Source organism: Kutzneria kofuensis, from assembly GCF_014203355.1.
In the GTDB taxonomy this organism is placed as follows: domain Bacteria; phylum Actinomycetota; class Actinomycetes; order Mycobacteriales; family Pseudonocardiaceae; genus Kutzneria; species Kutzneria kofuensis.
The window spans coordinates 88,375-102,155 of sequence record NZ_JACHIR010000005.1; the positions used below are offsets into that span (position 1 = coordinate 88,375).

Consider the following 13,781-nt stretch of genomic DNA (forward strand, 5'->3'; position numbering starts at 1 on the left):
CATGACGTACCCGACCGTTCGATCGGTGATGACGACTCCGGTGATCGCCGTGACAACCGACGCCCCGTTCAAGGAGATCGCCCGCACGCTGGCCGAGTACCGGATCAGCGCGGTCCCGGTGATCGACGACAGCGGGCGTGTCACCGGCGTGGTGTCCGAGGCCGACCTCATTCGCAAGGAAGAGATGCGGGGCGGACTCGACCACCTGCTGTCCACCACGCACCGGGCGCGGAGCCGCAAGGCGCACGCCGCCACCGCCGCCCGGCTCATGACCTCGCCCGTGATCACCATCGGCCCGGACGCGACCGCGGAGGACGCCGCGAGCAAGCTCGGCCGTGCCGACGTGCGCCGGCTGTTCGTGGTCGAGGGTGACGGTCGGCTCGCCGGAGTGCTGTCCCGCGCGGATGTGCTGCGCCTGTTCCTCGTCCCCGACGAGGTCGTGCGGGAGCGGGTGCTCCGGGCCGTGCCCGCGGGTGTGACGGCCACCGTCAGCGAGGGCGTCGTGACGCTCGGCGGCCGTGTCGAGCGCCGCAGCCAGGCCCTCTCCGCCATCCGCGTCGCATGGGCGCTGCCCGGCGTTGTCGGCGTCGCCGGCGCCGTCGAGCACGAGGTCGACGACGTGGATCCGGGTGTGGCGTGACCGGCAGCCAGGAACGTGGAACGCTCTGTCCGGAGGTGGCTGCGATGACCATTGGCGTGTTCCTCGTCGACGACCACGAGATCGTCCGGCGGGGGATCTCCGACCTGCTGGAGGGCGAGCAGGACCTGCAGGTCGTGGGTGAGGCGGGCACGGTCGCCGAGGCCCTGGTCCGGGTCCCCGCCGCGCAACCCCAGGTCGCCGTGCTCGACGTGCGGCTGCCCGACGGCAACGGCGTCGAACTCTGCCGCGAGCTGCGCTCCGCCATGCCACAACTGCAGTGCCTCATGCTCACGTCGTTCTCCGACGACGACGCCCTGTTCGACGCCATCATGGCCGGCGCCGCCGGCTTCCTGCTCAAACAGGTGTTGGGCAGCGACCTGGTCAACGCCATCCGCACCATCGCCGGCGGCCAGTCCCTGCTCGACACCCACACCACCTCCGCCCTGCTCGCCCGCCTGCGCCGCGACCAGGAACAACGCACCGACCCCCTGGCCGTGCTGTCCGACCAGGAACGCGTCGTGCTGGAGCTCATCGGCGAAGGCCTGACCAACCGCCAGATCGCCGAACGCATGTACCTGGCCGAGAAGACCGTCAAGAACTACGTCTCCCACCTGCTGGCCAAACTCGGCATGCAACGCCGCACCCAGGCGGCGGTGTTGGCCACCGAGCTGAAGGACAAGCGCGGTTCCTGACCGCCTATCCTCAAGCTCGTCATGGGAGGGCACGTGCGCAAGCCTTCGGCGGTCGTCTTCTACACGCTGAGCATCCTGGCGTCTCCACTGATCCTGATCGGTTACATCGTGTGGGTCGGCAAGACCATCGCCACGGGCCGCTCGGGTGTGTCCGGGACGGCTCAGGGGCCGCTGTCGGCCCGGTTCTCCGAACACAACTTCGGGACGAGACGGGACGAGGCAGCGGACCGGCTGATCCGGGTGCTGCCCGGCATCCCGCGCCTGGGCCTGCGGCTGGCGACCGGTCCGGTGCTGTTGGCGCACCGGCTGTCCGGGTACGTGCCGCGGGCGTTCAGATATCCCTTCGAGGGCGAGGTCTCCCCGCAGTACGAGGCCTCCGCGCGCATCTGGTTCTTCGACGCGGCCGTCGACCGGCATCTGCCCGACATGGCGCAGTTCGTCATACTCGGCGCGGGTTTCGACACGCGCGCCTATCGGCTTCCGGCCGATGCGCGGGTGCGGGTGTTCGAGGTGGATTCTCCACGAACCCAGCTGGTCAAGCGCGAGACGCTGGCGAAGGCCGGCATCGATGCCAGCGCGGTGACGTTCGTGCCGGCGGACTTCGAGAAGCAGGACTGGCTCGGCTGCCTCACCTCGGCGGGATTCGATCCGGGTGAGCCGGCACTGTTCCTGTGGGAGGGCGTGACCATGTACCTCGAACGGGCGGCCGTCGAGGACACCCTGCGCAAGATCGCTTCGACGGCGCTCGGAAGCGTCGTCGCGTTCGACTACTTCACCAGCGAAGCGCTCGACTCGCGCGCGCTGTACTGGCGTTTTGCCAGGGCCACGACGAAGGCAACGGGAGAGGTGCTGAAGTTCGGTGTCGACAGCACCCCGCCCTCCCGTGAACGCCTGGCCGAACTGCTCGCATCCTGCGGGCTTTCGCTGTCCGATCACCGCACCCTCGGCGCCGACACGCCCAGTCGCCGGGCCTGGGGCGGGTTCGCGACCGCGACGGTGGACAAGCCGTCCTAACCCACGACGACCAGGTCGGCCGCGGCCTGCACGATCCGGGTCAGCGTGGAGTCGCAACGGCCGGTCACGTCCAAGGGTCCTGTGAATCTCCTGGACGACGGCCCTGGTCCCACATGACTTTGGGCCGTGTCAGCGGCGCACCCCCGACGCGCACCGTGAAGCCATGACCAGTCCAGTCCCCGCCAGCCTCGGGCTCAGCCCGGCCGAGGTGACCACCGTGCTCGAAGCGGCGGCCATGGCCCCGTCGGTGCACAACAGCCAACCCTGGCGATTCCGGGTCCTGCCCGACCGCATCGAGCTGCACGCCGACCTCACGCGCCGGCTACCGGCCACCGACCCGGGCGACAAGGAACTGCGGCTGGCATGCGGCGCCGCCCTGACCAACCTCCGCATCGCGCTGGAAGCCCTGGGCATCCGCCCAATGGTGACGCTGCTGCCACACGGCCAGGCACGAGACCGGCTGCCAGGCAAGGACTTCGAGCGCGAACCACTGATCGCCGTCGTCTGCTCCTACTACGAGGGCCTGCTGGCCGAGCTGCACGCCGGCCAAGCCATGCAGCGCGTACTGCTCACCGCCACCACCCTCGGCCTGTCCGCCTCGTTCATCGCCCAACCGATCGAAGTGCCCGAATGCCGCAAGCAGCTGCGCCACCTGCTGGGCGCCGGCATCACCCCCCAAACCATCCTGCGAATCGGTCACGGCAGCCCGGTCGCGCCCACACCCCGACGTCCCATCGCCGACCTGCTCATGGACGGCGAACCCGCGCTGCCGGGAGGCACCTCATGACCATCAAGGCCGTCCTGGCCGGGTTCTCGCCCATCATCGACTCACTGGCCACCATCACCTGGGCCGCCGACTACGCCGGTCGCCTACACGCCCCGCTGCGGGTCGTGCTCGCCGACGGCGGCAGCCTGCCCGCGCTCTACAACGCGACCGCGACCGTCCGCACCCGTTACCCACAGCTGTCGCTGTCGGCGATGACGGCCAATGACAGTCTTGTCGACGCGCTGTTGGATCGCGCCACCGACGCGCACCTGATCGTCGTCGACCGTGCCGCCGCCAAGGCCGGCATGGCCGCGACCGTGGCGGCGCAGGCGAGCTGCCCGGTCGCCACCGTCGCCCCCGGAACGGCCTGGGACGGCGAGAACCGGCCGATCCTGGTCGGAGCGGACGGGACCGAGCACTCCGAGCAGGCGCTGCGCTGGGCGTTCACCGAGGCCGACCGGCTCGGCCGCGGCGTCCGCGTCGTGCACTGCCAGCCACACCGGACGAGCACCGAGCAGCGCAACTCGGTGTTCGACCTGGTCTCGTTGTTCGCCGGCCGCTACCCCGCGATGGCCATGCAGCTACACACGCTGGTATGCGCACCCGCGGATGCCCTGGCGTGGCACTCCCAGTTCGCAGCGATGGTCCTCATCGGCCACCACGAACACGGCATAGGCGGCCGGATCTACCGCAGGGTGCTGCGCGAGGCGGCCTGCCCCGTCGTCATCGCCGGCCCCGACACCATCCTCGACGCCGCAATCGCGGCGCCGGCCCTCGACACCGTGAGGAGCTGACAATGAGGGCACAGGACGTCATGAGCAGCCCGGTGATCACCGCCCGGCCCGAGCAGCCCGTCAAGGAAATCGCCGCACTGCTGGCCAGGCGCGGTTTCACCTCCGCCCCCGTGGTCGACGACGGCCGGCTGGTCGGCATGGTCACCGAGGCCGACGTGCTACGCGACCGCATCCCGGTCGATGCCCGCACCCGTATCTGGCAGGACGACGATGTCGAAACGCACCCTGCACAGACCGTCGCTGAGGTGATGAGCACACCAGCCGTAGCCATCACGCCTGGTACCGACGCCAGCGTGATCGCACGGATGATGCTCGACGACAACGTGCGCGCGGTGCCCGTGGTCGACGGCGGCAGCGGCGTGGTCGGCATCGTCACCCGCCGCGACCTGCTACGCGTCATCGCCACCGACGACACGACCGTGTTGATCGCCGTGCGGTCGCGGCTGGCCGCGTACGGCGGCGCCGACCGCTGGTCGGTCACCGTGCACGACGGCGTGGTCGACATCGTCGACGACTTCGACGACGCCACCGACCGGCACGTCGCACAGGTCATCGCCGAATCCGTCCCCGGGACCACCGAGGTCCGGGTGCGCAGCCGGGCAGCCGTGCGATGACCGCCGTGCGAGCGCTCCTGGCCGACGGGAGGGTGGCGCTCGTACGTCGCCTCACGCCGGCGGACACCGAGGCCGTCCGGCTGCTCCACCAGGAACTGCCGGAGCGGGACACCTACCTGCGCTTCTTCACCATCCGGCCGCCCCGCCTGGGCGCCTTCGCCGAGCACCTGACGGCGGAGGACGCTCGGCACGCAACGCTTGGCGCCTACGTCGACGGCGTCCTCACCGGCGTCGCCACGTACGAGGTCGTCGCCGATCCGGAAGAGGCGGAGGTGGCGCTCGCCGTCGACCATCGCCAGCAGGCGCACGGCGTCGGCACGCTGCTGCTGGAGCACCTGGGATCGCTCGCCCGGGCACGCGGCGTCCGGAGGTTCGTCGCAGACGTGCTGGCGGAGAACGCCGGCATGCTCCGCGTGTTCCACGACTTCGGACTGCCGTGCCGCGTCGAGAGCAGCGGCCCCGAGATCCACCTCGTGCTGCCGCTCGACCCCGACGACTGCTACCTGGACACCGTCACGGACCGAGAGGTCCGTGCCGACGTCGCAAGCTTGACCAGACTGCTCCGGCCACGCAGCGTCGCGGTGGTCGGCGCCGGCCGCGCGGCCGGCACTGTCGGCCACGCGATCCTTCAGCGCCTGATCGAGGCCGGGTTCACCGGCCAACTCGCGGCCGTCAATCCACACGCCGCCGAGATCGCCGGAATTCGCTGCTACGGATCCTTGCTGGAGCTGCCCGCAGTCCCCGACCTGGTCATGGTCGCAGTACCGGCCGCCGCCGTGCCGTCAGTGCTCGGCGACTGCGCCGCGCGCAGGGTCCCGGCGGTGGTCGTGATCACGTCCGGCATCACCGGCGACGAGAAGCTGCATGGCGAGGTGCTCAAGGCCGTGCGCGGCGGCGGTTTCCGCATGGTCGGGCCGAACTGCCTCGGCGTGGTGAACACCGATCCGCGGATCCGGCTGGACGCGTCGTTCTCCGACCGGCCGTCCCGCGCCGGTGACATCGGGGTGGTCACCCAGTCCGGCGGCGCCGGCATCGCCCTCGCCGACCAGCTTTCCGCGGCCGGCCTCGGAGTGTCCACAATGGTCTCCACCGGCGACAAGTACGACGTCAGCGGCAACGACATGCTCCGGTGGTGGGAGTGTGACGAGGCGACCCGGGTGGCCGTGCTCTACCTGGAGTCGTTCGGCAATCCCCGCAAGTTCTCCCGGTTGGCGCGCCGGCTCGCCCGGCACAAACCGGTCGTCGCGCTGCGCACCGGCACCAGCGAGGTCGCCCGCCGGGCCGCCGCCTCGCACACCGCCGCGAGCGCCACCCCCGCCGTCACGCGCGACGCGCTGTACCGACAGGCCGGCGTCATCGCCGTCGACACGCTCACGGAGCTGACCGCCACGGTTGCCGTGCTCAGCAAGCAATCGGTGCCCCGTGGCCTCCGCACCATGGTCCTCACGAACGCCGGTGGCGGCGGCGTGCTCGCCGCCGACGCGTGTGCCGTCGCGGGTCTGCACCTGCAGCCGCCGTCGTCGACGCTTCGCGCCATACTCGGCCATTCGTTGCCGGCGACCGCCAGCCTCGGCAACCCGATCGACACCACTGCCGCCGTGCCCGCGGCGACGTTCGCCCGCTGTCTCCGCGCCGCCATGGACGACGTCGAGGTCGACGCCGTGGTAGTGATCACCGTGCCGACCGCGCTCGGCGACCCGTCGGCCGACATCGCCCAAGCCGTCGCCAAGGCCCGCGCTGGCGGCCGGGAGACGCCGGTCGTCGCAGTGGACCTGACGCAACGGGAGAACCTACGCCTGCTCGGCGACACCGTGCCTAGCTTCGCCGAACCCGCCGTCGCCGTGTCGGCCCTCGCCCACGCCGCCCACTACGGCCAGTGGCTGCGCCGCTCCCCCGGCCGGGTGCCCGCACTCCCGGACATCGACGTCACTGCCGCCCGTGCACTCGTCGACAGCTTCCTCACCGAGCACTCCGACGGCTGGCTGCCCGCGCCCGAAGTGACAAAGTTGCTGCGCTGCTTCGGGATCCCCGTTCTCGACATCATCCCCGCCATCGACGAGGACGACGCCGTCGCCGCCTTCCGGACGCTTGGAGGCCCCGTCGCCCTCAAGGCCGTCGCGCAGGGCCTGCTACACAAGAGCGCCGGCGGTGGCGTCGCCCTCGACATCGCCGACGAGCCCTCGCTGCGCGTCCAGGCCCGGTTGATGCGTGACCGCTTCGGCGCCGACCTGCTCGGCTACCTCGTGCAGCCGATGGCTTCCCCCGGCCGTGAACTGCTCGTCGGCGTCGTCGGCGACGCCTCCTTCGGCCCGCTGGTCGTCTTCGGCCTCGGCGGCACCGACACCGACGTCATCGACAAGCGTGTCACCTGTCTGGTGCCCGTCACCGACACCGACAGCCACGACCTGCTCCAGAGCTTCCCGGCTCCGAAGGCACTCGCCGGCATCGACGTCGGTGCCGTGCGGGACACCGTGCTCCGGGTCGGCCGCCTGGCCGAGCTACTGCCCGAGGTCGTCGAGATGGACCTCAATCCGCTCATCGCGTACGAGACCGGCTGCGTCGTCGCCGACGCCCGGATCCTGCTCCGCCCCGTCGCACGGACCGACGCTGCCTTGCGCGCGCTGCGGGCGTAACCGTCACCGGTCCTCGGTGACCTCGACGCGGAGCGAATCCGTGTCGCGCAGCCGCGGCGACCAGCGCCGGCGGGAAGTCGATGAGCCGATCCCGCCAGGCACTCGGCCCGGTCGAGGACATCGAGGCCCGCAGCGTCGAACACGGCTTCCCGCTCTCGTCCGGACATGGCTGTGTGACCAGGGCATCGGCCCTGGTCACACACATGGTTGTCAGCGCAGCCAGGGGTTGTTCCGCACGACGGCGAGTCGTTCCCACCGCCCGCCCAGCCCCCAGGTCACGCCGGCACCGAACAGCGCGGCGACGATGAGCACGAGGGCGTACACGATGTGGTAGTCGATCAGGGGGTTGGTCGAGCCGCTCGGCGCGCCGGCGGCGGTCGTGGTGCTCAGCGGCCACTCGGCCGCCCACATCAGGACCAGCAGGATGGTGCCGGCCACCGCGGAGATCCGCAGCGCGACGCCGAGCGTGACGGCGAGGCCGATGCCCAGCAGGGCCAGCATGAACAGCCAGTCCGCCCAGCCGGCGCCGGCCCAGGCGTGGAACATCGACCGGAACGGGCCGACGCCGACGTTGCCCAGGAAGCCCTTGGTGGGTGAACCGCCGCTCAGCCACGACTTGGCGGCCGGGGTGGCGTAGCCGAGCCCGACCAGCTTGTCCACGAAGGCCCACAGGAAGATCAGGCCGACGGCGATGCGCAGCACGGCCAGCCACTGCCAGGCCGCCGGTCTGGCACTCACCGGGTTCGGACCAGTGGCGGGACGCTCCTTGACGGACATGGTTTCCTCCTCAGTTCAGGGTTTCTTCGGTCTGTCGTGCCATCTCCAGGTCCTCACGGGCCGGCGTCACGATCGGGTCGACGCCGAGGAACTCCAGTCCGGTGGCCAACTCGTCGAGCAGGCCGGGCTGGTGCTCCGCGACGCCGCCGGTCAGGACCAGCGCGTCCAGTCGAGGCAGGGACGTTCGGGCGGCCGCGATCTCCCGACGCAACCGGTGCAGGTAGACACGGACGGCCACGTCCGCGTCGGCGCTGCCCTGTGCGCGGGCGGCGAGCACCTCGCGCAGATCGCCGTTCGTGCCCGACAATCCGGCGAGTCCACTGTGGTGGTTCAGCCCGTCTTCCAGCGCCTCCAACGGGATTTCCCGCGCCAGGTACAGCAGCAGGCCCGGGTCGAGCGCACCGGGACGGGTCGCCATCGGGACTCCGTCCAGCGGCGTGAACCCCATCGAGGTGTCGACGCTGCGCCCGCCGTCGATCGCCGTGACGGAGACGCCGGAGCCGAGGTGGCAGCAGATCATCGCCACCTCCCCCGCCCTCCGCCCCAGCGTCTCCGCTGTCGTGCGCAGCGCGTTGGCGCACGACAGACCGTGGAAGCCGTACCGCCGGACGCCGAACTTCCGCGTCCACTCCACCGGGATCGGATATGTCGACGCCGCCGGCGGCAGGCCGGTGTGGAAGCTGGTGTCGAAGCACGCGACGATCGGCACGTCCGGCCACCAGTTTCGCAGCGCCCGCACCATCGACAGGGATCGTGGCTGGTGGATCGGAGCCATCGGCACCAATCTCCGCAGGTCCTGCGCCACTGCCTCGTCCAGCACGACCGGACCGGTGCGATCGCCGCCGTGTACGAACCGCACCGCTATCGCGTCGACCGGGCCGACGGCCTCGACCTCGGCGGGATCAGGCATGCCGTCCCAGTCCGACTCGGCCCACTCGCCGAGTGTCGTCCCAGCGTCCACAACGGACACCTTGAGACTGGACGACCCCGGGTTGACGGTCAGCACGCGGCTCATTGCGTCCACGTCCACTCACGGATCTCCGGCAGGTCCTCGCCGGTGCGCCGAATGTGGTCGTGGTGCACCGCCAGCCGGTCCAGCAGCTGCTGCCGCACGTGCCCGAGCCGGCCGGTGACCCGCGGCACGCGTTCCAGTGCGGCCAGCGCGAGGTGGTAGCGGTCCAGCTCGTTCAGCACGCACATGTCGAACGGCGTCGTGGTCGTGCCGTTCTCGTGGAAACCATGCACATGCAGGTCGTCGTGGCCCGGCCGCCGGTAGGTCAACCGGTGGATCAGCCACGGATAGCCGTGATAGGCGAAGATCACCGGCGCGTCGGTGAAGATCTCCCGGTACGCCTTGTCGTCGATGCCGTGCGGATGCTGCTCCGGCGAAGCCAGCCGGGCCAGGTCGACCACGTTGACCACGCGGATCCGCAGGTCCGGCACGAACTCCCGGAGCACCTGCACCGCCGCCAGCGTCTCCTGGGTCGGCACGTCCCCGGCGCACGCCATCACGACGTCGGTGTCACCCTCGGCGTCGGTGCTGGCCCAGCGCCACACGCCCAGGCCCTGCTCGCAGTGCGCCGCCGCCTCGTCGGCCGTCAGGTACTGCAAGGCCGGCTGCTTGCCCGAGACGATCACGTTGACCAGGCCGTGGCTGCGCAGGCAGTGATCGGCGACGGACAGCAGGCAGTTGGCGTCCGGCGGCAGGTACACCCGGACGAGCTCGGGCCGCTTGTTCAGCACGTGGTCGACGAAACCGGGGTCCTGGTGCGAGGCGCCGTTGTGGTCCTGCCGCCACACGTGCGAGGTCAGCAGGTAGTTCAGGCTCGGAATCGGCCGCCGCCACGGGATCCGCGCCGCGGTGTGCAGCCACTTCGCGTGCTGCGCCACCATCGAGTCCACCACGTGCGCGAACGCCTCGTAGCTGGACAGCAGCCCGTGCCGGCCGGTCAGCAGGTAGCCCTCCAGCCAACCCTGGCACAAATGCTCGGACAGCACCTCCAACACCCGGCCGTCCGGGGCGAGGTGGTCGTCGCCGGGCTCCGTGGCCAGCTGCCAGCGTCGGCCGGTCACCTCGAACACGGCGTCCAGGCGGTTGGAGGCGTGCTCGTCGGGGGCGAACAGCAGCAGGTTGTGCTGCTCCTCGTTGAGCCGCATGGCATCCCGCAGGTAGGTGCCCAGCCGTTTGGTCGACTCCGCGACGACCGTTCCCGGCATCGGCACCTCGACGGCGTGCTCCGCGGGATCGGGCAGCCGCAGATCACGCTGGACCTGCCCGTGGGTGACGGGTTTCGCGCTGATCCTGTCCGTCCCCAGTGGACGGTGATCACACACCATCGGCACCGGTGCGCCATCCCGCTCGAACAACTCCTCCGGACGGTAGGACAGCATCCACTGCTCCAGACACGCCAAGTGGTGCGCGTCCTCACGAATGGCGGCGAACGGCACCTGGTGCGAGCGCCAACTGCCCTCGACCTGTTTGCCGTCGATCTCGTGCGGGCCGGTCCAGCCCTTCGGCGTGCGCAACACGATCATCGGCCACTTGCGGTCGCGGCTGCCGTAACCACGACGAGCCGCGCCCTGGATCTCCCGGATCCCCAGCACGCACTTCTCCACCGCGTCCGCGTAACTCTCATGCACCTCGGTCGGATCGCTCCCGGCGACCTCGATCGGCCGCCAACCATGCCCGATCAGCAACGAGTTCAGCTCGTGCCGTGGAATCCGGGCCAACACCGTCGGGTTGGCGATCTTGTAGCCGTTCAGGTGCAGGATCGGCAGCACCGCACCGTCCCGCTCCGGCGACAGGAAAGCCGTTGCCTGCCAACTGGTCGCCAGCGGACCGGTCTCCGCCTCGCCGTCACCGATCACGCACGCCGCGATCAGACCCGGATTGTCCAGCACCGCACCGGTCGCGTGCGCCAACGAGTAACCCAGCTCGCCACCCTCGTGGATGGAACCGGGCAGGTGCGCCGAGGCGTGACTCGGGACGCCGCCGGGGAAGGAGAACTGCCGGAACAGCCGCCGCATGCCGTCCTCGTCCTGCGAGATCTCCGGATAGCACTCCGAATACGTGCCCTCCAGCCACGCCGCCGCGTTCAGGCCGGCCGCGCCGTGACCGGGGCCGGTCACCAACATCAGGTCCAGCTTGTGCAACATGATCATGCGGGACAGGTGGGCGTAGGTCAGGGTCAGGCCGGGCACGGTCCCCCAATGCCCGAGCAGCCGCGGCTTCACATGCCGTGGCTGCAGCGGCTCGCGCAGCAAGGGGTTGTCCAGCAGGTAGATCTGCCCGACCGACAGGTAGTTGGCCGCGCGCCACCACGCGTCCAGTCGCTGCACCCAACGCGTCGTCGGTTGCTGCCCGATCGAGCCTGCGGTGATCATCCAACGCTCCCGTGGTCGCTGCTCCCGATTCAGCTCCCACAGTCGCTGGTGGTCGAGGTCCCCGGCCGCAGGCGGCCGACCCGAACCGCCGGAGTCTTTCGGCCCCGTGCCGTCGTTCCGACAGGCCCTGCCGCAGGCCAGCGCCGTCGTGCAGCACGCCGACGACACCGACCTCCTCGACGGGTAGGCTCCGCGCCGGCATCGAGCCCGTCTGCCCAACGGCCGGCTGACCAACGGACGGCAGCGTGAGCCATCGGTAGGGCCGCGCGGCGCGGCCCTACCGATGACCAGGCGCTAACGGAGTGAGGTTCCTGTGGTGTAGGTGTCCTGGTCGTTGGCGACCGAGGCGTTGGCGGCCCCACCCTCGCACACCGCCGGCGGGGTGGTCGGGGTGCCCGTACCGGGACAGAGGAACTGGTCCACGGGCCGGGTGTCCGACCAGATCGGGTAGACGGTCCTCGGCGTGACCGCGACTCCCGTGTAGTCGCCCATGAAGGTGCCACTGAACTGGGTCGGCGGCGGCATGCTGGTGGACGTCGCCCGCGTGTGCCGGAAGGCGGCCAGGTCAGTGCTGGTCGAGGCGGTGATGTCGGAATAGCCGATGTTCTCGTCGGCCCCGTACTGCCGGTCGTAGTAGCTGACGGCGAGAATCCCGTTGGGGGAGAATGCGGCTGCCTGCCAGAACTGGTCACTGCGCGCCTGCCCCGCGGCCGTGGTGACGACAGCGAGCGCACGGGGGTCGGCGCTGCCGCCGGTGAAGCCGGCGCCGAAGTTCGTGGAAGTGGACAGCAGGATGTCGTTGTTGCAGCTGCCGTCCTTCACACCGGTGTACAGGTTGCCGCCGGTCGCCGCCGAGAGGCCGGCGGGGGTGCATCCGTTGCTCTCGTTGGAGTTCCGGTTGATGTACGACCCATAGGTGACCACCACCCGGTTGGCGTGGGTGGGGTCGACCGCGCCGATCGGGTAGTTGCTGGCGCGGAAGATCGAGTTCGCCGACGGGCCCTTCTCCGGCACGCAGGCGCGCCCGGCGTCCTGGCCGTTCTGGTAGGCGGCGCAGTCGGGCAGCTCGTAGAAGTAGCCGACCCGCACCGGCGCGGAGAAGCTCTGGCCGCCGTCGGTGGATCGGGCCAACAGCACCTGGCTGCGGTTCTCGCTGCCGGTGACCGCGTTGTTGAAGTTGTTGAACACCACGTACAACGCGCCGTCGGGGCCGGTGAACGGCTGGGAGTCCTGGTTCTGGTTGCAGGTGCCGCCCGGCGTCGGCAGGCCTAAGGTGTTGTCGCACAAGGAGCTCGTCGTGCTCACCAACACAGGGGCCGAGAACGTTTCGCCGTAGTCGGCCGAGTGCGACTCGTAGATGTAGCCGGTGCCGTCGGCGGCAAACGTGGTCCACGTGACGTAGACGCGGTCGGCGAACGGGCTGTCGGGATGGTTGTCGACGGTGATCAGTTGCTTGTCCAGCAGGAAATCCCCGGCGCCGACGGTGTCGTCGTGCTCGGCGACGGGCCTGCCGGTGAAGTTGAACGAGGCGCCGTTGGTGCCGGTCGAGCGGAACACGTAGAACGCGCTGGACTGGTCGGGGCTGGCCGACGTGCCCGCGCCGCGGTTGAAAACCTGGCAGGACAGGTAGGCGTTGCCCTTGGTGTCCCATGCTGTGGAGGTGTCGCCGCCGGCCTGCCAGTACTGGCGCGCGGCGCCGCCGAACGCGGTGCCGCGGGTGAAACCGTCGGGCACGGTCGAATCGGCCCAGGTGCTGCCGCCGTCCAGCGAGTACGACACGCCACAGTTGCCGTCGCCGCGACGGTAGTCGTTGTAGCTGGCCACCAAGTGGGAGGCGTTGTTCGGATCCGCGGACAGCCAGCTCTCGTTCTGCGCCTGGCCTCGACCTTGCAGGTCGGTGTCGCCGATGTTGAGGCAGTTCTGGTTGACCTTCACGTTGTCGCCGAAACGGTTCGCGCAGGACGCGGGCGGCGTCGCCCGGCGCACGTCGCGGGGCGCCAGGGTCCGGGCATGGCCGGCGGGGTCCGCGGCGTTGAGGACGCTGGCGAGCAGGCCGGACACATGGTGGCGCTGGATCGGGTTCAGGCTCGCGTAGCCGAACGGTGTCGCGGCGGCGTCGGGCATCGCCACAACGCCCAGTCCCGCGGCGGCGAGCGCGACGGTCGCAATCAGTGACAGGGTGCGTCTAACTCTGTGCATGCGGACTCCTTCATCCGTAGGTGCCCACGATTTCTGCCCCTGGTCGCGCAGAAATCACCCGAAACTAGTTCCGCACCCGACAGCCCGGCAATAATCCATCCGGCCCAGACCCTGATGTCGTCAATTGTGGATTCGCGGCGAACGGCCAAGACGGAAAGCGATCACGATGACCAGCCCGGCAAGAGCAACGACTGCAGCCGCGTCGCTTCTTGCCAACCACCGCACCGTGCCTACCCCGGTCACGGATACCCACGGGGCCCTGCGCACG

The 13,781-nt window shown here is 70.2% G+C and carries 11 protein-coding genes; 7 read left to right on the forward strand and 4 right to left on the reverse strand.

Features of this window, described 5'->3' with window-relative positions; translation table 11 throughout:
• The first annotated feature begins 1 nt into the window (after position 1).
• The 7 genes from BJ998_RS46095 (at position 2) to BJ998_RS46125 (ending at position 7,153) form a co-directional block, all read left to right on the forward strand.
• Positions 2 to 640 (forward strand): CBS domain-containing protein, encoded by a 639-nt coding sequence (locus BJ998_RS46095; protein ID WP_184870540.1) that lies wholly within the window; start codon positions 2 to 4, stop codon positions 638 to 640.
• A gap of 44 nt (positions 641 to 684) precedes the next feature.
• Complete coding sequence (locus tag BJ998_RS46100) at positions 685 to 1,332, forward strand: response regulator (RefSeq protein ID WP_184870541.1); 648 nt, start codon at positions 685 to 687, stop codon at positions 1,330 to 1,332.
• 33 nt (positions 1,333 to 1,365) lie between these two features.
• Entirely contained in the window at positions 1,366 to 2,346 is a 981-nt protein-coding gene (locus BJ998_RS48925) for a class I SAM-dependent methyltransferase (RefSeq protein ID WP_184870542.1), read from the forward strand.
• 163 nt (positions 2,347 to 2,509) lie between these two features.
• A complete protein-coding gene (locus tag BJ998_RS46110) occupies positions 2,510 to 3,133 on the forward strand; it encodes a nitroreductase family protein (RefSeq protein WP_184870543.1) in 624 nt (207 codons plus the stop codon).
• Positions 3,130 to 3,906: a universal stress protein gene (locus BJ998_RS46115; RefSeq protein ID WP_184870544.1), complete on the forward strand. Its 777-nt coding sequence runs from the start codon at positions 3,130 to 3,132 to the stop codon at positions 3,904 to 3,906. The genes BJ998_RS46110 and BJ998_RS46115 overlap by 4 nt, the downstream gene beginning before the upstream one ends.
• A 2-nt stretch (positions 3,907 to 3,908) precedes the next feature.
• On the forward strand, positions 3,909 to 4,520 hold the full coding sequence (locus BJ998_RS46120) for a CBS domain-containing protein (RefSeq protein WP_184870545.1): 612 nt from the start codon (positions 3,909 to 3,911) through the stop codon (positions 4,518 to 4,520).
• Positions 4,517 to 7,153 (forward strand): bifunctional acetate--CoA ligase family protein/GNAT family N-acetyltransferase, encoded by a 2,637-nt coding sequence (locus BJ998_RS46125; RefSeq protein ID WP_184870546.1) that lies wholly within the window; start codon positions 4,517 to 4,519, stop codon positions 7,151 to 7,153. Before BJ998_RS46120 ends, BJ998_RS46125 begins: the two co-directional genes overlap by 4 nt.
• A 210-nt stretch (positions 7,154 to 7,363) precedes the next feature.
• On the opposite strand, the gene BJ998_RS46130 is transcribed toward BJ998_RS46125, so the two are convergent.
• From BJ998_RS46130 to BJ998_RS46145, 4 genes are all read right to left on the reverse strand, one after another.
• Positions 7,364 to 7,930, reverse strand: a complete 567-nt coding sequence (locus tag BJ998_RS46130; protein WP_184870547.1) for a DoxX family membrane protein — start codon at positions 7,928 to 7,930, stop codon at positions 7,364 to 7,366.
• Positions 7,931 to 7,940: 10 nt separating this feature from the next.
• Positions 7,941 to 8,945, reverse strand: a complete 1,005-nt coding sequence (locus tag BJ998_RS46135; RefSeq protein WP_184870548.1) for an acetate/propionate family kinase — start codon at positions 8,943 to 8,945, stop codon at positions 7,941 to 7,943.
• Positions 8,942 to 11,314 (reverse strand): phosphoketolase family protein, encoded by a 2,373-nt coding sequence (locus tag BJ998_RS46140; protein WP_184870549.1) that lies wholly within the window; start codon positions 11,312 to 11,314, stop codon positions 8,942 to 8,944. The genes BJ998_RS46135 and BJ998_RS46140 overlap by 4 nt, the downstream gene beginning before the upstream one ends.
• Before the next feature lie 294 nt (positions 11,315 to 11,608).
• Entirely contained in the window at positions 11,609 to 13,513 is a 1,905-nt protein-coding gene (locus BJ998_RS46145) for a sialidase/neuraminidase family protein (RefSeq protein WP_184870550.1), read from the reverse strand.
• Between the last annotated feature and the right edge of the window lie 268 nt (positions 13,514 to 13,781).